Source organism: Pseudomonas sp. H1_D04, assembly GCF_054683855.1.
The window spans coordinates 101,106-120,069 of record NZ_CP162826.1 but is presented as its reverse complement, the minus strand read 5'-3'; the positions used below and the strand labels follow the sequence as shown (position 1 = coordinate 120,069).

Sequence of the window (18,964 nt, the reverse complement as noted above, 5' to 3'; positions counted from 1 at the left end):
GTTTTTACTGGGTCGGCTTCGCAGCCCAGCGCGGGGCAAGCCCGCTCACCACAGAAGTATGTGTCAGCCTTTGCGTTTTTGTAGAGCACAGGCCGCTATTTGGACCGCAGTGAGTCAGTGCCTTACCGGTCACCTCTCAGGGTTGCCATACCGTTTTCTCCCCACTCAATTTACGGTCCAGGAATGTCGCCGCGCTGATCAGCGCCAAATGGCTCAACGCTTGGGGCGTATTGCCCAGATGCCGCGCCTGGCTGTCGAACTCTTCGGCATACAACCCCAGTGGGTTGGCGTAGCGCAGCAGTTGTTCGAATTCCAGGTGGGCCTTTTCCACCTGGCCGGCGCGGGCCAGGCATTCGACGTACCAGAACGAGCAAGCGGTGAATGCGCCTTCGGTGCCTTGCAGGCCGTCGATCTGGCTGTCGTCGTTGCGATAGCGGTAGACCATGCCGTCGCGCACCAGGCTTTTCTGGATTGCTTCCAGGGTGCTCAACCAGCGCGGGTCGGTGGCGGCGACGAAGCGCACCAGCGGCATCAGCAGCATCGAGCCATCCAGTGCCGTGCTGCCGATGTGCTGTACAAAATGCCCGCGCTCTTCGTTCCAGAAGTTGCTCCAGATGTCGGCGTAGATCGCCTGGCGCGTCTGGTCCCAGCGTGCGAACGGCGCCGGCAGCGAGCGTTTGGAGGCCAGGCGGATCGCACGGTCCAGGGCCACCCAGCACATCAATCGCGAATGCAGAAAGTGGTGCTGCTCACCGCGCATTTCCCAGATGCCCACATCTTTCTGGTTCCAGATTTCGCAGACCTGATCGGCGACTTCCACGGTGTGTTTCCAACCCTCGTGGGAGATGGCTTCGCCGTACTTGTTGACCAAGTACACCGCGTCCATCAACTCGCCATAAATATCCAGCTGGATCTGGTCGACGGCCTCATTGCCGATGCGCACCGGCCGGGCGCCACCGTGGCCGCTGAAGTGGTCCAGCTCGGTTTCTGGCAGCTCCTGACGACCGTCGATGCCGTAGAGGATGTTGATTTTGGTCGGCTTGCCGCAGCAGTCGCTGACGCGTCCTTTGAGCCAACGCATGTAAGCATTGGCTTCGTCGATGAAGCCCAAGCGCATAAAGGCATAGACGGTAAACGAGGCGTCACGGATCCAAGTGTAACGGTAGTCCCAGTTGCGCTCGCCGCCGGGTGCTTCCGGCAGCCCGAAGGTGGCGGCGGCGATAATTGCGCCGTGTTTGCGCGAGGTCAACAGCTTCAGCGCCAGGGCCGAGCGGTTGACCATTTCGCGCCAGCGCCCACGGTAGTTCGATTGGGCGATCCAGCCACGCCAGAACTTCAACGTGTGGGCCAGCGCCAAGTCGGTACAGCTGCTGTCGACGCGTTCATCGTTTTGGCCGCCGAGGACAAATTCGGCGCCTTCTTCCTGAGTCAGGGTAAAGCTCGCCACGGCAGTGTTGTCTTCGAGTTGCAGTGGATGGCTGCTGGACAAACGCAGGCCAGGCTGGCCGTCGGCGCTGAAGCACACGGTGCCGTTATCGAGGGAGGCGGCGGTTGGCGTGCGTGCGTAGTCATGGCGCACGGCGCAGCGCAGGTGGATGTTGGCTTGGCCGCTGACCACGCGTACCCGGCGGATCAACAGTGGCAGGTCATCGGCTTCTTCGCTGATGGTCAGCAGGTCCGTGATTTCCACCACGGCTTCATCGCTGAGCCAGCGGGTTTGTAGCACGTTGGTGTCGGGCAGGTAAATCTGCTCGCGGCGGGCGTTGGGCAAATCCGGGACGAGTTGGAAGATACCGGCATCGGGGGTGTCGAGCAGCGAGCAAAAGATCGAGGGGCTGTCGAATTCCGGCCAGCAGAAAAAATCGATGCTGCCTTTATCGTTAACCAGCGCCGCGCTGCGCATGTCGCCGATGATGCCGTGGGCGTCAATGGGGCTCTGTGGTTCGTTTTTCAAATCAACCTTTTTCAAATCAACCATTGTCACGAAACTCCGGATATAGGCTCATGCCGCCGTCAATGAACAAGGTACTGCCGACCACATAGTCGGAGGCATCGCTGGCCAGCCAGACCACGGCGTTGGCGACGTCTTCCACATCGCCGACCCGGCCATACGGGATCAACTTGAGCAGTTCTTTTTCCGCCGCGCCTTCGGTGGCTGCGCGGTTGATCGCCGTCCGAATCGCCCCTGGCGCAATCCCATTGATGCGGATGCGCTGCTCGCTGACCTCTTGGGCAAGGCTGCGCATCAGCATTTCCACGCCGCCCTTGGACGCGGCGTAATTCACATGCCCGGCCCAAGGGATCAGTTGGTGCACCGAGCTCATATGGATGATTTTGCCCGCCGCCCGGGACACGCCTTCACGGATGCCCTGGCGGTTGAAGATACGCAGGGCGGCGCGGGCACAGAGGAACTGGCCGGTGAGGTTGACGCCGATCACGCTGTTCCAATCGTCGAGGGTCATGTCGACCACGGCAGCGTCCTTCTGCATGCCGGAGTTGGCCACCAGGATATCCAGGTGGCCAAACGCATCGAGGGTCTGGGCAAACAGCCGTTCTACATCGGCCTCTTTGGACACGTCGGCGCCAATGGCAATCGCCCGCCCGCCGTCGGCGTTGATCTGCGCCGCCAGCGCTTCGGCGGGGGCGGCTTGGCGGTTGTAGTTCAGCACCACGGCAGCCCCGGCCTGAGCCAGAGCCTTGGCCGCACCAGCACCGATTCCGGAACTGGCGCCCGTCACCAGTGCTACTTGTTGCTCTAACGAGATGTGCATTGCCCACCCAGCCTATTAATTCATGAGTTCAATTAGCTGACTGATGGCGCGCAACGGAAGTTCATCCGTGTGGTAGCTGGGAGAAATTGAGCCGACTCACACTGGTTGTTGTGCGGGTGCTTATATCCACGTATCCGTATCAAACCGCGCGCAATGTGGACGCCATCGAGCGCCAGCGTTTCGACGTGTGGCGCACTGAGAACTCAGAACACCACTATGAGTTCGACCAGCAGCACTACACCCGCTCCAGCGACAACACTGCGGGGTTGTACCTGGGCTAGCCGTGTACGTTCTTTTTACAGGCCAGCGTCGGGTTCTAACCCGTATCGTTTGGGAAAAGTCGCAGTTCAGCGAGGGGCTTTGATTTTTTTGGCTATTTCTTACATCCATGCAGCGCATATTGCGGCTGACACAGGAACCGGTACCGACGAAAGCACCACGCATGGGAAAGCTGATGGGCTTCGACGTTACGTTGGAGCGACAAGCTGAAGATCGCGCCCACCGCAATGGAGAAAACTTATGTCGGTATCGATGTCCGATACACACGCTGCTGCTTCATCAACCTCTGCTCGTTCGCAGGACAATGTTGCGCCTCAAGGCAACGCCGAACGGCAGGTGCCCGCCCCGAACGGCAACGCGGCTGCGAACGTCAGGTTCCTGTCGCCGGAGAGCCAGGGCGGGCCGGTATTCGGCGATCGCCAGTCGTTGCCGGCCCGTCAGAACCCTTTTGAACGTATGGAACCTTCTTACAGCGCGCCGGCCACGTCGAATTTCGTGACCTCTTTCAAACACTGGGTAGGCCATTGTTTTTCCGGCTATCGACCACCCTTTCCCGGTTGCAGCAATCCACCACCGAGGCCAAACCCAGGCTGCAGCAATCCGCCACCGAGGCCAAATCCAGGCTGTAGTAATCCGCCACCAAGGCCAAATCCAGGCTGTAGTAACCCGCCGCCGAGGCCAAATCCTGGCTGTAGCAATCCACCCCCACGACCCAACCCCACCCCCTGCAGACCCTATCCGATGCCTCCATGCAGGCCTGATCCGCAGTACTCGTTGAAAAACAACGAACAGTTGGCGCAGCAGTTGAGCGACAACTTCAACGCCTTCAGGGACCGCAATAACCCTGGGTATATAAGCGTTGATAGTATCCATGCGATGGCAAAAAAAGGCTGGTCTCCCGATCCCGTCATGAACGCGAACATTCGCCTGGCCAATGAGTTGCTACGTCGTCCAGAACTGATGAGCGCCCTTGACCGGAATACCTCCACCGGTGCGTTGGATGGCCTGATCAATCGGCAAAATGTGAATGCTGTAATCAAGGGAGAAAATTACTTCAAATACAAGAGCGACAAGGAGTTAGCCGGGGAAATGCTTAAGCACTTCAACGAGTTGAAAAGTAATCCCAGGGCCGGGGAACTGAGTTTCCATGACCTCAGGCGGTTGGCGTCACAGTCTCAGACGGGCGATTCTTCCAAGGATCACCTTGTCCAGCTTGCCCAGGAAATTCTCAGACGCAGTGACGTGTTGAAGAAAATGGACAATCTCGCGGGCCGTGATAACGACGGTCGCATCAGCTGGCAAGCGCTCTACCAGCTTTCCCGTTAACCGAAACTCAGACGCCGTTATTGAATGGCGGCGTCTGCTTCAATTGTGTCAGGAACTGTTTACGCCGATTTACCACATAGGTCATATGCACCGTCTTTCAAATTCCAAGTGGAGGGCTAGCAAATGACGTCAACCTCGTTTCACTCATCTCAACCCAGCTGTCATGAGTTGTTTCGTGATCCCCATGATGGCGACTCAACTCTGTCCAAAGGCGACATAGCGACGCAAGAGTCCCTGGCCCTGCAGACTGCGCATGCTGTCGAAGCCAGGCGCATGAGGACATTCGCAGGTCAGCACAAATTCCAGGCGCCCGTAGAGGAAGATTTTTGCAGGGGACTGCTCAAGTCCAACCACGCCTCTAGTGATAACGCCAAGCCACTTAAACACTCCAGGCTGATGAATTACCTGACAGCCTGGTGGAGTCGGTAAAGGCGCGCTCGTGGTTTTTTACATGCTGTCATTGGAATTCATTGGTCGTAAGGAACTGTCGTATTCGTCCAGCCACACATGAGGTGCTTGCCTGAGTGGAATCCATTCAATGATTTCGGCCGCCAAGGGGGCGATCACCGTACAGGCAGGGATCGGGAAAAAGTTGGAGAAAACCCATGAAAATCGAGGGTGTACTACCTCATGGTGGGCCTCTGGCACTGGACGGGATGGTTTCGAGACCCACAGCGCCAGCGTCGCTCACCCACGCTGAAACCTGGAATGACGCTCGCCCAGCGCACCCGGAAAACGCGTCGCGCGGGCGATTGCCGTTGCGCGGTACATTGTCGGTGCTGCATCACCGAGCACTGCAGAACCTGTCAGTGACGCGCGCCAATCTTTCGCCTCCCGGGGTGGCGTCCACGGACAGCCAATTAGCAACGGCCCTGGAGAAAGATTTTGGCAGGCTGCACCCATTCCTGAACGAAGGACGTTTGACCTGGTCGTCATTGCGGCGCGTTGCCGCTGAACGTACGGGTCAACACGAGGAGTTGGACCGAACGATTCAGGTGGTCAGTGAAATTCTGAAGCGACCGCGATTGAATGACGCGATCTTGAGCCGCGACGGTGATATTACTCGTGACAGTCTCAGGGCCGCCGCCCAAACATTGCAGGGCAATAGTTCTCCGAGCGTGTTCAGCCAGGATCCGTTCCATGCCCAGAGTAACACCCAGGTGGTGCAGGCCCTGCAGGGCCACTTCGAGCAACTGAGAGACAAATCCCAGGACCGGACGTTTCTGTTTGAGCAGCACCAGTACGTCGAAATCGCCACACTCAAGGCGGTCATGCAGGACCCGTATGCCGTTGACCCGCAGGGTATCCCAGTGCTGGAGCCGTCCACCGGCATGCCCAGGCCCAAGTACAGCGAGCTTTGCGTCTACACCGCAAAGAACATTCTAGAGCGGCCAGGGTTACTGCCTTCACTGGAGCGCGCGAACGGAACGCGACTATTTGGGCCTCCTCAAAAGGAAGGCTGGCTCAGCAACAAAAGTCTCGATCGTTGGCTGGAACAAGACGAAGCTCGCAAGGCGCGCTGATGGTTTACACCTTGAGAATTTTGCCGCTGAGGGACACACCCGCAAGTAACAATGCGATCAGCACGAAGGCGCTGCTCAGGCTGCTGCCATGTGCGATGAAACCGATCACGGCGGGGCCGGCAAGAATCCCGGCATACCCCAGGGTAGTGATGGCGGGCACGGCGATGTGCTCTGGCATCACTGTCTGTTTACCGACGGCGGTATACAGCACCGGTACGATATTCGAACACCCGGCGCCTACCAATGCGTAGCCCAGCAGAGCGGTTTCCCAGGCAGGAAGCAGCGTCGCCAGCAACATGCCGGCGGTGGCCAGTGCGCCCCCGATCACGATCACCCGCGTAGCGCCCAGGCGCCGTACGATGGCATCACCCGTCAAACGGCCGGCGGTCATGGTCAGGGCGAACGCTGCGTAACCCAGGCCAGCGTAGGCTTCGTCAAGTCCGCGTTCGGCGCTGAGGAACACCGCACTCCAGTCAAGCACGGCGCCTTCGGCCAAAAACACGATAAAGCACAGACAGCCGATAAACAGCACCACGCCGTGGGGAACAGCAAATGCCGGGCCCGAACTTTCACTGCCGTAGGGCAGCAAATGCGGACCGGCCTTGAGCAGCGCCGCCGCCATGATGACGATCACCACCAGGGTCGCTTGGAGAGGCGACAACCCCAGTCCCAATAACCCGGCAACCCCCGCCGCGCCGACAATACCTCCCAGGCTGAACAAACCATGGAAGCCCGACATCATTGTTTTGCCACTGGCCCGCTCAACAATCACGGCTTGCAGGTTCACCGTGGAGTCCACAGTGCCCAAGCCCGCGCCAAACAGGAACAACGCGGCGATCAGTAACGGTATCGAGCTGACCGTGGCCAGCATGGGCAGGGCCAGGCAGATCATGATCGTGCCGGCGCTCAGCACGCGTCGGCAACCATAGCGCGATGCCAATGCGCCGGCGGCCGGCATGGCGATGATAGACCCCACCCCCAGGCACAACAGCAGCAGACCCAAGGTGCCCTCACTCAGTTCTGCACGAGCCTTGGCGTACGGCACCAGCGGCGCCCACGCAGCAATGCCGAAGCCGGCGATAAAAAATGCAATACGTGTCGACATCTGCTCCAACCGCCCGGGGATCACGGGCGCGGAGGTGGGAATGGCAGTCATGAAAAATCCTTGGTTTTGCGTTCAACGAACGGTGTCCGACGCGACATCCTTGCACATCGGGCCTTGGGGGGCGAGCCGGGTTCCCCGGAGATGACCTGTACTCAGGTTAATTTTTAAAAACCGGGAACCCTATGGATGTCGGCAGCCACAACAGGAGGTGTTGAGCTCGTAGGAGGCGGCCTGGAAGGTGCGTAATCCCTGTGGGAACCGGTGAACCCCGGGTTTCTCGTGGTGGATTACCACCTTCCAGGCCGCCTCCCACAAACGCTACGTTGTGTAATACGCTGCTGGCTCAGCCTGTAGGCAAGTGAGCGGACGAACCGATGAAAATTGGAAGGCGACTAGCACCATGACCCTGTTCTATGACGCACGAGGCAATATTTATGGCGTGACCAGCCCGACTTTTTTACGAAGCCAGGGCATTGAGGTGCCCGACAGCGCCGCGCAAGCCGTGCGTGCTCGCGAGCGTTGGGCAACCCGAGCCATAACGTCTGAATGCGATTGGGATTCGACGCCGCGTCCCATCAATGCCAAGCCCCACCGCTGTGATGGTTTGTTGGTTGGCCCGTTCCAGGCCGAGCCGCCGTTTGACCTATTGATCGTGAACACCGACGGCTCCCTGGCTGAGCGCAGTGGCAATGGGTTGACGATTTTCGCCCAGGCCCTCACTGACCAGGGCTTGATGACTGAGGCGTGTGAATTGCGAGTGCATCATGACAAGCCTGATGCAGTGTCGCCGGTGGTGACTCGTGTCGAGCCTGCCGTCTACGAGCACCTCTCGGGATTTTGGCTGGCCTTGGGTTTGCCTGGATTTGGGCCGTCAGCCGTTGGTGCGCAAGAGGTGGAGCAGACAATTCTGGCCGGCACTGAACTGAGTTACGTGAGGGCGTTGGCGGCGATCGATCCGCGGTGGACACACAGTCAGTTTGTGCGTGTAGGTAACCCTCATTGTGTGACCTTGGTCGATCAGGTGTCAGCTTTGCCGAATAACCTACAGATGCAGCAACCCGCGTTGTATGAACCCTTGCAGGCGATAGCCTTCGCCCCTCCGGCTGGCAGCGGTCGCCCCTGTTTGGCCGGGATCAATTTGCAATGGGTCGCCAGGCACTCCCGCAACCGAGTGATTGCCCGGGTGTTCGAACGGGGAGAAGGCCCTACGGCGTCCTCCGGAACCAGCGCCAGTGCCGTGGCCTGTGCGGCTTGGCGAGCGGGTTGGGTTGAGGGCGGTGAAGTCGCCGTCGTGATGCCTGGTGGCACTGCGCCGGTACGCCTGCATACGCAGAACGACACACTGCAGAGCGTCAGTCTGTTCGGGACCGCGCGGCCTCAGGCGTAAAGCTTTTTGAATCGCTGATGCCCAAGGGGGTGTCAGCTGTTTCACGATCAATTAATTGATTAGACGAAAGTTGGTGTAGGGCATTTCTTGTCTTTAAGAAGTGTTTGGTTGAATAGAATTAATATCTTGTAAAAGACCCTTCAAACTTCGTTGTACGAAACTTCTCTTTTATTTTTCCGAGGTCGATTTTTTCCTGAAATCGCTAAGCTTCATGGCGTTCAGGCGCTTTCTCTCGGTAACTTTTCTACGTTTGACGGGGGAAGTATTTCAGTACGGTAATAAATAGATTTGGCGGGTAACAACGGATGGTTAGTGCGTTTTTTTCGTCACGTTTCAATTTGATCCTTCCAGGTATTAAAAGTGACTTTCAAGTGTTGGCGTTCAAAGGCCAGGAGGTCGTTGATCAACCATTTTTTATTCAGGTGCAGGTGGTCAGCGAAAATCCTTCACTGGATCTGGAGGCTTTGCTTCACCAGCCTGCATACCTGGCGTTCGGCGACACGGATACAGGATTGCATGGGCAGATTTACGCAATTGGCCGCGATGATCCTGGCCGGCGGCTCACCCGCTATCACCTGACGTTGGCGCCGCGCCTCGCCTACCTTGGTCATCGGCGCGACCAGCGGATTTTCCAGCAGCGCAGCGTTCCCCAGATCATCGCGACAGTCCTTGAGCACCACGGCATTCTGGCCGACAGCTATGCCTTTGAGCTGGGGCCGGTGGTGTATCCGCCTCGTACGTTCTGTGTGCAATACGCGGAAACCGACCTGCATTTCATCCAGCGGCTGTGTGAAGAGGAGGGCATTCATTACCACTTCCGTCACAGCGAGGGCGCGCATGTGTTGGTATTTGGCGATGACCAGACCGTATTCCGCCGCTTGCCCGTGCAACGTTATTCACCTGCCGGCGGGCCGCAGGCTGATACGCGGGTTATCCAGCGTTTCGATGTGCGCCTGGGCGCCCGCAGTGGGCAAACGGTGCGCCGCGATCATGACTTTGAACATCCCTCCTTGCGCTTACAGACCACCGCAGGCTCGACCGCAGCGCAAACCCTTGAAGACTACTGCTATCCAGCAGGTTTTAGCGGTCATGCACGGGGTTCGCGCCTGGCACGCAGAGGCTTGGAGCGCCATCAACGCGACCGTTTTCGCGCGCTGGGCAAGAGCGACCAGCCGGTATTGCGCAGTGGGCATTTCCTTGAATTGCAAGACTATCCAGACCCGCTCTGCAATGACCTTTGGTTAATCACTTCGGTCCGTCACGAGGGTTATCAACCTCAGGTGCTGGAGGAAGCGGCAGAGGAAGTGGGTACATTTCAGGGGTATCGCAATCGCTTCACGGCGACACCCTGGAGTGCGACGCATCGACCGCCCCTCAAACACCTCAAGCCGACCATCAACGGGACCCAGACCGCAACGGTCACCGGGCCTTCCGGTGAGGAGGTGCATTGCGATGCATACGGTCGGGTGAAAGTGCGATTTCATTGGGACCGGCTGGACAAGACCGATGACAAAAGCAGTTGTTGGGTGCGAGTGGCGTCAGGATGGGCCGGTGATGGGTTTGGCGCAACGATGCTCCCACGGGTGGGCATGGAAGTGCTGGTGACCTTCCTTGAAGGAGACCCGGACCAGCCGTTGATCCACGGTTGCCTGCCGAATGCGTTGCACATGCCTACCTATCCTTTGCCGCAACACAAGACCCGCAGTGTCTTGCGCACTCGCAGCACCCTGGGCGGTGAAGGTTCCAACGAGTTGCACCTCGAAGATCGTCGTGGCGAGGAGCTCATCTACGTTCGGGCTCAACGGGATTTTGAGCAACAGGTGGGCCATGACGCTCGCTTGGAAGTGGATGGGGAGCGACGGGAAATCATCCGGGGGTTAAGCACGGTTCACCTGGAAAGTGAGGAGCATCGTCATGTGACGGGTGATCGTAAGGTTGTTCTCAAAGCCAGCGACCACCTGGACGTGCAGGGCGATAGCCAGACGTATGTCCGGCAGACCCTCGTGATCGAAGCTGGCCAAGAGGTGCATCTCAAGGCCGGTGCCAGCTTGGTGATCGACGCCGGCGCACACCTGAGCTTCAAGGCGGGCGGAGAGCACCTGGTGATCCAGGCGGGAGGTATTTTCAGTAGTCGGCCCATTACCCTCGGTGGCACACCGTCCGCGACCGGGTCGGCGAGTTCTGTGTCGATTGCTACAGCCCCTGAAGTCTCCGTTGTCCAGGGCGTCATCATGCACTTGGCCAAGCAACTGGGCGCGGACTTCTGTCCAGTGTGCGAACGCTGCCGCGAAGGCCTGTGCGATATCAGTGAGAGGGCTGCTTGATGGACAACCTTCCAAACCAATGGATGAGCCAGCAGCTGCAGGCTGGGCGCAGGCTGTGCTTGATACTTGAAGGCAGTAACGCAGCCCGCCAGCCGATGTTGGCAGCGCGAGGCTTTCCAGACTATTGCAGCCTCTACGCACAAACCCCGCTGGCGGAAATCGCCACGGCTGGCCCCTTGATCCTGTTGCTGGATCAGGTTGGCGAGCCCGCGCTGCTCGATCTTCTACAAAAGCCGGAGATGAATTGGGGGTGGTTGGGCAGTTTGCCAAACGTGGACCTCACGGACGTGACGCGGCATTGGCGCGAACGGCTGCTGGTCGGGCCCGAGGGGCATCAGGCGCTGTACCGATTTCACGATAATCGTACGCTGGCGCGTGCACTCAACTACCTGAAGGTTGAGCAATGGCCAGCATTCCTTGGCCCGCTGATCAGTGTGTGTTACTGGCATGAAGACCGTTGGCACTATGGCAGTAACCCTGCTCCCGGTGATCATCCGGTGCCCGATCCAGCTCCTTGGCTGAACATACCTAACCCAAATGCCTACGCCATTTTGCACGCCAATATCCTGCGTTACCTGCTGGCGGAGCACAGTGAAAGTCTGGCAGCGCTGGTCGAATTCCAAGACCCCAGGGTATGGCTGACCCAGGTACTCGAACAGGCTCGGGCCTGGCAATGGAACCGGCCGGAGCAGTTGGAGTTTCTGGTAGTGCGACGGTTGGAAGAGGCCAGTCGCGCCAGTGTGATTCGATGGCAGCCAACCGTCGGAGAAACCCCTGAAGATCATTTCCAGCGGACGTTGCAGCTGTGGCGCTCGATGGAGAAAACCGATGAGTAGGCGGATCTTGGGTGTGCTGCTGGCGCTGGGGATGGCGGGGCTTTCGGGGTGTGCGGTAAAGCCGGTCGAAAGCTTTACGCTGCAGGTGGATCTACCACCGGAATTTAAACTTAAAACAGCCGCCAACTACAGGCCCGCCACGGGTGAGACCTGCACCTTGCCAAGGCGTCGAGGCAAGCGGCCAGAGCGGAAGGTCTTTTTTACCGAATACAAACCTGCGGCCAGTCGGGTGAGTTATCAATTGCCGCTAACTGAAACGGTGGAGGGATGCCCGCTGGTGTTGCGTGGCGTCGAGTTTGATTTTTATGCGAAATGGGGGAAACGGGATGGGGATGTTGGGGGGGGATATTGCGGGTATTTCCATTATCGATCGCCTGGATTCGCCCCGGATGCCTGAGTCCGGTGTTCAGGAGCTGCCGGGTCAATGTCAGTGGTGGTTTCGAACGGTAGGCCCTCTTCATGGGATCAGGAAGATTCTGCAATGCCGTTCACTGGACGCGGCAGGTCAACTGCAAAAAACGCCCGCAGGGGGTGTTGCACAGCGCGATGAGCTACCGGGTAAAACGCTTAGGGTGGTGCTGACTTTAACGGAGGAGGAACAGCCGGCTTTTGACGATAGCTGGGTTGCCGTTCCTGGTGGCTGGAAGCGGTGTAGGGGGAAAAGCTTCGAAGATCTGGACGCCTTTTGCAATGGAGATACGACCAACTTTAAGCCGATTAAAATGCCGGATGGCCGCATCTGTGATGTTTATCCATCGTGCAAGTAGCAAGGAGAAAGCTCATGAGTTTGGACGCAAGGAAGCAACCTTTTTTTAGTGACAATAAGCCCGCCTGCTCATTGCGAGGGCATTGGGTAAGTTTCTGTCTAGTAGATGAACTTGGGGTTGGAGTGACGTATGGCGGTCTGTCCTACACTGTCCACGACAGTACTGGACAGCAATACAAAGGCCGGCTGAATGGGGAAGGTTTCGCCAAACTAGGAGATGTGTATTGCGGCCCTGTGGTTCTTGTTTTTGACGATTTGTATTCTGGAGTAGATCTACCGTATCAGCGGCTAATGATACGTCCTACCTATAAGCTTCCCATCACCGAGCTCCAATTTCGTGCAGAACAAACCCGATTTGCTGCGGCTGACGGTCGCCGTATCGAAAACAATCCCGCGAAACAGTATGCCAATAGGTTTTATCAAGTCGAGGTGCGCGATCTCGTTCGCCATGTCGCCCACTTACCTCCGATAGCTCCTCGTACTCATCGCCCCCAACGCCACGCCCTAAAAATGATGGCAGACCTCGGCTTCGGCCCACCTCAGCCAGCCTTGTTCGGGGTCGTGCTCTTCCCCAACAACCACACCGTTCTCGAAGTACGCCCGCTTCGAGCCCTGCGCCCAATGCTTTCCACTCAAGACGATTTCTGTGCCTTGAACCTTTACCAGTTGGCATTGTTTGCATCACTGAGTTATTGCAACTTCGGACAGGTGCCACCGGAGAAACCCCAGGATGAAGTGCGTTTTCCGCTAGACCCAAGTGTCGGAAATCTATTTGCCGAGCAGCTTTCAGGGCATCAGGAAGCGTGGCGGGTTGATCCGGAGCAAACACAGCGTTTCTATCCACTCTATGAGGAAGTCCCGTACTCCAGGCGCTTCGAAATCCTGCCCTTTGATCCTGCGTTATACCCACAGAATCGCCCGGAACTGGGGGATGAACAGGAACACCCCGCGCGCTTGCATTTCTTCGATGACGAAAAAGGCGGCACTGATACCCAGGCGTTCATCACTCACCACGATGAGGTAATTCTGATAGCGGTGCGAGGCACTGCCAGTTCAGCTGATGGGTTGCGAGATGCCAACGCCCACCAGGTGCTTTTCGCGGAGGGTGTTGGCAAGGCGCATGAAGGGTTTTATCTGGCATACCAAGCGGTGCGTGATTTCGTACTACGCTACCTTGATCAGTTTCACACCGGCCAGCGCATTGTGATTTGTGGCCACAGCCTGGGTGGCGCGATTGCGTTGCTCCTGGCTGAAGGGTTACGTCGAATTCCCGATGCCAATTACAACGTCCTCCTTTACACCTACGGCGCTCCCCGCGCCGCCGACTCCGAGTTCACTCGCGGCGCATCCACGCTGGTCCACCATCGCATCGTCAACCACAACGACCCCGTTCCCAGCGTCCCTGCGCCCTGGATGAATACCACCGCCAAGCTCTGGATCCCTGGCGCCGTCACGCTATTCAGCGCGCCCACCGCAGGTGGTCTGCTGTTCGCAGCCGGCTTGGTACGTATTGGCGGCAACCCTTACCAACATCATGGCGAGCAGCAGCACTTTATGCCGATCATGCTCCCGGATGGCACGCATTCGTCGGTATTGTGGAAGCCTGGTTGTGAGTCCATCGAAGAGGCTGGTCACAGTCGAGCGTTGCAAGTGCGAGGTGACATGCCCGACCGCGAAGGTTTGATCAGGCAACTGGTGCAATACAAACAGCACTTCATGACCGCCAGCTACATCCCTGCTGCCTGGGCGACGTTGCGGCGCTGGCAACAAGCTTTGGATAGCAACGGCCCTCTGGTGACCCAGCGCGAGTTTGAACTGCTCGACCATGCCCTGGCGACCATGCGCAAACAACTGCAAGACAAGCGGCGTGAACTCACCCGACATCGCCCGACCAACGCACGGTCCTATGAATATCACGAGCCTTTGAATGCCGAGATCGACCGCCTGCACACCAGTCGCGAACGCCTGCAAACCCTGCGTTGGCGTCGCCTCGATGCCCGTGATATCTACGGGAGCCACGCCCACTCTGCAGCGCTGCCGCCGAGCCTGAAGCGCTGGTTCCGTCATCGTGAAAACCAGGCACTGCCTCAGGTCGCCAGTATCCCTCCCGCCACGCCAAGCGAGCTGGGGAGGGCGCAATCGCTGGATATCGACTCAGTCGTATGATCCCCGTGCTTACACAAACTCCACCTGCGCGGGCTGGCGCTTCATCAACACCTTGCCGTTGCGAATCGAGTACAGCGGTAGTCCTTGGCTGCGAATCACTTCGTAGTCGCTGTCCGCCGAGAGGATCAACAAATTGGCTGGGCGTCCAGGCTCAAGGCCGTAGCGATCACCCAGGGCCATGGCCTTGGCGCTGTTGTCGGTCACCAGGTCGAGTGCGCTTTGCAGGTTGCGGTAGCCGAGCATGTGGCAGATGTGCAAACCGGCTTCGAGCACCCGCAGGATGTTGCCGTTGCCGAGCGGGTACCAGGGATCGACGATGGAGTCCTGTCCGAAGCACACGTTCATGCCCGCTTCGAGCAGTTCGTTGACCCGCGTGACACCTCGGCGTTTCGGGAAACTGTCGAAGCGGCCTTGCAGGTGGATGCTTTCGGTCGGGCACGAGACGAAGCTGATACCGGAGTGGCCCAGCAGGCGGAACAACTTGGCGCAGTAGGCATTGTCGTAGGAACCCATGGCCGTTGTGTGGCTGGCCGTGACGCGGGCACCCATGCCGCGGCTGCGGGCTTCTTCTGCCAACACTTCGAGGAAGCGCGAATGGGGGTCGTCGGTTTCGTCGCAATGCACGTCCACCAGGCAACCGGTGCGCTCTGCCAGGTCCATCAGGAATTTCACAGAACTCACGCCTTGGTCGCGAGTGTATTCAAAGTGGGGGATGCCGCCTATCACATCGGCGCCCAGGCGGATGGCTTCTTCCATGAGCTCGCGGCCGTTGCGGTACGACTCGATGCCTTCTTGAGGGAAGGCGACGATTTGCAGGTCGATCAGGTGCGTGCTTTCTTCGCGCACTTGCAGCATGGCCTTGAGTGCCGTGAGGTCGGGGTCGGTCACGTCGACATGGGTGCGTACGTGCTGGATGCCGTGAGCGGCAAGGGACTGGATAGTTTTCTTGGCACGGGTCCTGGTGTCTTCCTCGGTGATGGTGGCTTTGCGTTCTCCCCAGCACTCGATGCCTTCGAACAGGGTGCCGCTCATGTTCCAACGTGGTTCGCCAGCGGTAAGAGTGGCGTCAAGGTGGATATGGGGTTCGACGAAGGGCGGGATTACCAGATTGCCAGCCGCATCCAGGTCGCCAGCCTTCATGACGGGTGGCGTCGCTTGTGGGGTGATGCTGGCGATCCGGCCGTTTTCCAGGTGCAGATCATGCAGGCCTTCACGGTTGCGCAGGCGGGCGTTGATGATGTGCATGGGCAAGTTCCTCTTGGCTAAAAACAATCAGGCAGACAGCCGCCAGATCATCAGGGCAATGCCGATGTCCAGGCGGTCATATGAATTATCCAGCGTCAGCCCGCACAGGGCTTCGATGCGCTGGATGCGGTGGGTCAGGGTATTGCGGTGTACGGCCAGGCGCTGGGCGGCGGCCATCAGGTTACCATTCTCGTGAAACCAGGCTTCCAGGGTCGGCATCAGGCTGGGGCCATGGTGCAGGTCGTGGCGCAGCAACGGGCCGAGGCGCTCATTGAGAAATTGGTCGAGCAGGGCGCGATCACGCACGCCGCTGAGCAACTTGAGCACGCCCAATTCGTCATACACGCACAATCCGGCCCGCTCGCTGAACCGTCGTGCGGCGGCCAGGGCCTGGCGCGCTTCATCCTGTGCTTGAGCCAGGCGCTCGGCCGGATGGCGCGCTGCGCTCAAGCCGATAAATAGCTTGAGGGGTGCCAGGCGCAGGTTCAGGGGCTTCAGCCACTGGGCCAATTGCTGACGGTTGGCCGAGGCCGCGCCAGCATCCGGCGCCGGTAGCAACAGGGTCCATTGTCCGGCCCGCCCGAGTATCGGCAGCGCGGTCGACAACTGACGCAAGCGGCGACTGATTGCATCGTGCTGTCGGGCCAGTTGCGCCTCCACCCGCGTCGCGTCGTCTTGGGCGAACAGCAATTCACTGCCTTCCAGTTGCAATTGCACAATTTGCCAATGCCCCGCCAGGGACATGCCCAATTGCACGGCGCGGTGCAGCAGCAGATCCAGGGATTGATAGTCACCGGTCAGCAAGCGCTCCAGCACATCATGGCGTGAGCGCCCCAGCTGTTCGGACTGAATCAGTGCGGAGCCGATAGCCTGGGTCACCAGTACCATTTTCAACGAATAAGGCTGTTCGATCAGTGGCATGCCGGCGGCTTCGGCGGCGTCGAGTAAACGCTGGGGGATCGCCTGGATATATGCCGGCCCGGTAAGAATCACCAATCCGGCGACCTGGCGCTGACACGCTTCGTCCAGCAGTTGCAGCAGGTTGGCTTCATCCCGTGGGTGGTTGATGCCGGTGACGAACACCAGTTCGCCGCCCAGTACCCACTCGGCGATCCCGCTGTTTTCCGCCACGTACGGCCAGCGAACGCGGTTATCCAGGCTGGCTTCACCGGCCCGCAGGCGCATGGATTCCAGTCCGGGCAGTGCCAGTACGTCGGCAAGGGTCAGGCTCATGCTTGGGCGTCAGCCAGCGGTACACGCACGCGTAGTACGGCGGTCAGCGCGATGTAGGTCAGCGACGCGGCAGCGATCCCCACCAACGGCGCGACCCAGGGTGAGTTGAATGCCAGCACGGTGCCCACCGCATACGCCACCAGCCCCGGCCAGTTGAACGCCGGCAGACGCGCTTCAGCCAGGCGCGGGTATTGGCCGCGATAGCGGTAGAAGAAGTCCGCCATGATGACGCCACCAATGGGTGGGATCACCGTGCCCAGCAGGATCAGGTAGGGCACCAGCATGTCGTACATGCCGAGCAGCGCCAGCAATGTGCCGATCACCGCACCAGCCAGGGTCACGGTTTTGCGGCGTTTGGTGCGCAGCAGATTGCAGCCGGCCACGGCGAAGTTATAAATGGTGTTGTCCTGAGTGCTCCAAATGTTGAGCAGTAACATGGCCATCGCCGCCATGGCAAAGCCTTGCAGCAGCAATACTTCCACCACGTCCGGTTGCTGATAGACGATGGCGCCATAGGCCCCGATCAACACCATCAGGCCATTGCCGATAAAGAAACCGATCAGGCTGGCCAGCACCGCCACCCTGGCTGAGCGTGAAAACCGCGTCCAGTTGGTGGCCTGGGTCGCGCCACTGACAAAGGTGCCGAACACCAGGGTGATTGCCGTCGACAAGTCCAGTTCAGCGGTCGGCACCACCGCCAGCAACCCGTCCAGCCCGCCGATTTTCATCGTGGCGACCCACATCGACAAAAACAGCAACAGGCCCATGGCCGGCACCGCGATGTAGGACAAAATCTCCAACCCGCGATAGCCCACGTAGGCTGTCGCGCAGAACACCAAACCGAACAACACCATCAAGGCCAGCACACTGCCCTGGCTCAGCTCGAAATATTTACCCAGCACCACGGCAGCAGTGGCGGTGCCCCAGGCGTACCAGCCGATTTGGGTGAAACCGAGGATCAAGTCGCTGAGTTTGCTGCCCACTTCGCCGAAGCAGAATCGCCCCATCAATACCGAGTTCAAACCACTCTTGAAGGCAATGTAGCCCAGGCCTGCGGCGTAAATACCCAGCAGCAGGTTACCCAGGGCCACCACGCCGAGCATGTCGGTGAAGCTGAACGCTACTCCCAGCTTGCCGCCGGCAAACATGGTCGCGGTAAAAAACGTAAAGCCCAACAGCACCATGGCGGTTGACGCCAGGCCCTTGCGCGCATGCATGGGGACTTCGCTTAAAGGGTAATCGTTGCCCGTTTCTTGCTGCGTCATGTGCCTTGCTCCCTGAATGAGTGACGAGGCCTATTGCACCGCGCGTGCCAAATCCGCAGCAGTGACGGGCGCACGGCGGCGGCTGTGCACGGTGCACAGTATTTATAGCCAAACAGGGCAGAAGCGCAGAAAAGAATGTTCGCTGTGCCCAGTCGGGCACGAAAGCAGTGCAGGGGTGATACAAAATGGATCAGTCGGACAGCGTGTGTGATCGCTGGGCTTGAGTCCGGCCGTCGGCGCAAGTGCTCCTTACCGTCGGGACGCATGGCTGTAAGTGAGGCAGCCACAAAAAAACCACCGCATGGGTGGTTTTTTTCACATCGCTGGCTTACTCGCCGCGATAGATACAGCCGCTGGTGCAGGTCTCATGGATGCGAATTGCGCTGAGTTCTGGCAGCAGTGGTTTCAGTTCATTCCAGATCCACTTGGCCAGCACTTCGCTGGTTGGGTTTTCCAGGCCTGGGATGTCATTGAGGTAGTTGTGGTCGAGGCGTTCATAGAGTGGCTTGAAAATCGCCTTGATCTCCGAGAAGTCGCGAATCCAGCCGGTGTGGGGATCCAGGTCGCCGCTCAGGTGAATCGCCACCTTGAACGAATGCCCATGCAGGCGCCCGCATTTGTGGCCATCCGGCACGTGCGGCAGGCGGTGGGCGGATTCGAAGGTAAACTCTTTGAAGATTTCCACAGTATTTTCAGCTCGGTCAGGTATCTGGCAGGCGGCGAGTTTAACAGCTTGAT

Annotated in this window: 15 protein-coding genes and 1 pseudogene; 8 read left to right on the top strand and 8 right to left on the bottom strand. The window is 58.8% G+C overall.

Annotation, left to right across the window (positions count from 1 at the left end):
• Window positions 1–136 precede the first annotated feature (136 nt).
• Together AB4N82_RS00570 and AB4N82_RS00565 are read right to left on the bottom strand one after the other, a co-directional pair.
• Window positions 137–1,978 carry a glycoside hydrolase family 15 protein gene (locus AB4N82_RS00570; RefSeq protein WP_122765019.1) on the bottom strand — a complete coding sequence of 614 codons (1,842 nt, stop codon included), beginning with the start codon at window positions 1,976–1,978 and terminating at the stop codon, window positions 137–139.
• Window positions 1,971–2,771: a glucose 1-dehydrogenase gene (locus AB4N82_RS00565; RefSeq protein ID WP_032888248.1), complete on the bottom strand. Its 801-nt coding sequence runs from the start codon at window positions 2,769–2,771 to the stop codon at window positions 1,971–1,973. Before AB4N82_RS00565 ends, AB4N82_RS00570 begins: the two co-directional genes overlap by 8 nt.
• Before the next feature lie 86 nt (window positions 2,772–2,857).
• On the opposite strand from AB4N82_RS00565, the gene AB4N82_RS00560 reads away from it, so the two are divergent.
• Window positions 2,858–3,052: a hypothetical protein gene (locus AB4N82_RS00560; RefSeq protein WP_181640411.1), complete on the top strand. Its 195-nt coding sequence runs from the start codon at window positions 2,858–2,860 to the stop codon at window positions 3,050–3,052.
• A 503-nt stretch (window positions 3,053–3,555) separates the two neighbouring features.
• On the opposite strand, the gene AB4N82_RS00555 is transcribed toward AB4N82_RS00560, so the two are convergent.
• On the bottom strand, window positions 3,556–3,801 hold the full coding sequence (locus AB4N82_RS00555; RefSeq protein ID WP_163034947.1) for a hypothetical protein: 246 nt from the start codon (window positions 3,799–3,801) through the stop codon (window positions 3,556–3,558).
• Window positions 3,802–3,824: 23 nt separating this feature from the next.
• Between AB4N82_RS00555 and AB4N82_RS00550 the strand changes: the two genes are divergently transcribed.
• Both AB4N82_RS00550 and AB4N82_RS00545 read left to right on the top strand, forming a co-directional pair.
• Window positions 3,825–4,376, top strand: coding sequence for a hypothetical protein (locus AB4N82_RS00550; RefSeq protein ID WP_177326434.1), 552 nt, complete (start codon window positions 3,825–3,827; stop codon window positions 4,374–4,376).
• A 605-nt stretch (window positions 4,377–4,981) separates the two neighbouring features.
• Entirely contained in the window at window positions 4,982–5,899 is a 918-nt protein-coding gene (locus tag AB4N82_RS00545; RefSeq protein ID WP_177434325.1) for a type III secretion protein, read from the top strand.
• A 4-nt stretch (window positions 5,900–5,903) separates the two neighbouring features.
• On the opposite strand, the gene AB4N82_RS00540 is transcribed toward AB4N82_RS00545, so the two are convergent.
• Window positions 5,904–7,055: an MFS transporter gene (locus AB4N82_RS00540; protein WP_122765018.1), complete on the bottom strand. Its 1,152-nt coding sequence runs from the start codon at window positions 7,053–7,055 to the stop codon at window positions 5,904–5,906.
• Between the two features lie 349 nt (window positions 7,056–7,404).
• Here AB4N82_RS00540 and AB4N82_RS00535 point away from each other — a divergent pair, with 349 nt between their 5' ends.
• The 5 genes and pseudogenes from AB4N82_RS00535 (at window position 7,405) to AB4N82_RS00515 (ending at window position 14,483) form a co-directional block, all read left to right on the top strand.
• A complete protein-coding gene (locus tag AB4N82_RS00535; protein ID WP_122765017.1) occupies window positions 7,405–8,391 on the top strand; it encodes a diaminopimelate epimerase in 987 nt (328 codons plus the stop codon).
• A 305-nt stretch (window positions 8,392–8,696) separates the two neighbouring features.
• Window positions 8,697–10,715: a type VI secretion system Vgr family protein gene (locus tag AB4N82_RS00530; protein WP_122765016.1), complete on the top strand. Its 2,019-nt coding sequence runs from the start codon at window positions 8,697–8,699 to the stop codon at window positions 10,713–10,715.
• Window positions 10,715–11,551: a DUF4123 domain-containing protein gene (locus AB4N82_RS00525; protein ID WP_122765015.1), complete on the top strand. Its 837-nt coding sequence runs from the start codon at window positions 10,715–10,717 to the stop codon at window positions 11,549–11,551. The genes AB4N82_RS00530 and AB4N82_RS00525 overlap by 1 nt, the downstream gene beginning before the upstream one ends.
• A pseudogene (locus tag AB4N82_RS00520) lies at window positions 11,544–12,318 on the top strand (hypothetical protein). Before AB4N82_RS00525 ends, AB4N82_RS00520 begins: the two are co-directional and overlap by 8 nt.
• A 14-nt stretch (window positions 12,319–12,332) precedes the next feature.
• Entirely contained in the window at window positions 12,333–14,483 is a 2,151-nt protein-coding gene (locus AB4N82_RS00515; protein ID WP_122765013.1) for a lipase family protein, read from the top strand.
• Between the two features lie 9 nt (window positions 14,484–14,492).
• On the opposite strand, the gene codA is transcribed toward AB4N82_RS00515, so the two are convergent.
• The 4 genes from codA to queD form a co-directional block, all read right to left on the bottom strand.
• On the bottom strand, window positions 14,493–15,728 hold the full coding sequence (codA, locus tag AB4N82_RS00510; RefSeq protein ID WP_122681509.1) for a cytosine deaminase: 1,236 nt from the start codon (window positions 15,726–15,728) through the stop codon (window positions 14,493–14,495).
• A 27-nt stretch (window positions 15,729–15,755) separates the two neighbouring features.
• On the bottom strand, window positions 15,756–16,961 hold the full coding sequence (locus AB4N82_RS00505) for a PucR family transcriptional regulator (protein WP_095186459.1): 1,206 nt from the start codon (window positions 16,959–16,961) through the stop codon (window positions 15,756–15,758).
• The gene (codB, locus tag AB4N82_RS00500; protein WP_122681507.1) at window positions 16,958–18,226 is read right to left on the bottom strand and encodes a cytosine permease; all 1,269 of its coding nucleotides are present in this window, start codon (window positions 18,224–18,226) and stop codon (window positions 16,958–16,960) included. The genes AB4N82_RS00505 and codB overlap by 4 nt, the downstream gene beginning before the upstream one ends.
• Window positions 18,227–18,554: 328 nt before the next feature.
• Window positions 18,555–18,911: a 6-carboxytetrahydropterin synthase QueD gene (queD, locus tag AB4N82_RS00495; RefSeq protein WP_003173033.1), complete on the bottom strand. Its 357-nt coding sequence runs from the start codon at window positions 18,909–18,911 to the stop codon at window positions 18,555–18,557.
• Between the last annotated feature and the right edge of the window lie 53 nt (window positions 18,912–18,964).

Bases quoted from the DNA above. Each gene is read 5' to 3' on its own strand.
- AB4N82_RS00530 (WP_122765016.1), top strand. From the start codon at position 8,697: ATGGTTAGTGCGTTTTTTTCGTCACGTTTCAATTTGATCCTTCCAGGT.
- AB4N82_RS00545 (WP_177434325.1), top strand. From the start codon at position 4,982: ATGAAAATCGAGGGTGTACTACCTCATGGTGGGCCTCTGGCACTGGAC.
- codA (WP_122681509.1), bottom strand. From the start codon at position 15,728: ATGCACATCATCAACGCCCGCCTGCGCAACCGTGAAGGCCTGCATGAT.
- AB4N82_RS00570 (WP_122765019.1), bottom strand. From the start codon at position 1,978: ATGGTTGATTTGAAAAAGGTTGATTTGAAAAACGAACCACAGAGCCCC.
- AB4N82_RS00525 (WP_122765015.1), top strand. From the start codon at position 10,715: ATGGACAACCTTCCAAACCAATGGATGAGCCAGCAGCTGCAGGCTGGG.
- AB4N82_RS00555 (WP_163034947.1), bottom strand. From the start codon at position 3,801: ATGGAGGCATCGGATAGGGTCTGCAGGGGGTGGGGTTGGGTCGTGGGG.
- AB4N82_RS00515 (WP_122765013.1), top strand. From the start codon at position 12,333: ATGAGTTTGGACGCAAGGAAGCAACCTTTTTTTAGTGACAATAAGCCC.
- AB4N82_RS00540 (WP_122765018.1), bottom strand. From the start codon at position 7,055: ATGACTGCCATTCCCACCTCCGCGCCCGTGATCCCCGGGCGGTTGGAG.
- AB4N82_RS00505 (WP_095186459.1), bottom strand. From the start codon at position 16,961: ATGAGCCTGACCCTTGCCGACGTACTGGCACTGCCCGGACTGGAATCC.
- AB4N82_RS00565 (WP_032888248.1), bottom strand. From the start codon at position 2,771: ATGCACATCTCGTTAGAGCAACAAGTAGCACTGGTGACGGGCGCCAGT.
- AB4N82_RS00535 (WP_122765017.1), top strand. From the start codon at position 7,405: ATGACCCTGTTCTATGACGCACGAGGCAATATTTATGGCGTGACCAGC.
- codB (WP_122681507.1), bottom strand. From the start codon at position 18,226: ATGACGCAGCAAGAAACGGGCAACGATTACCCTTTAAGCGAAGTCCCC.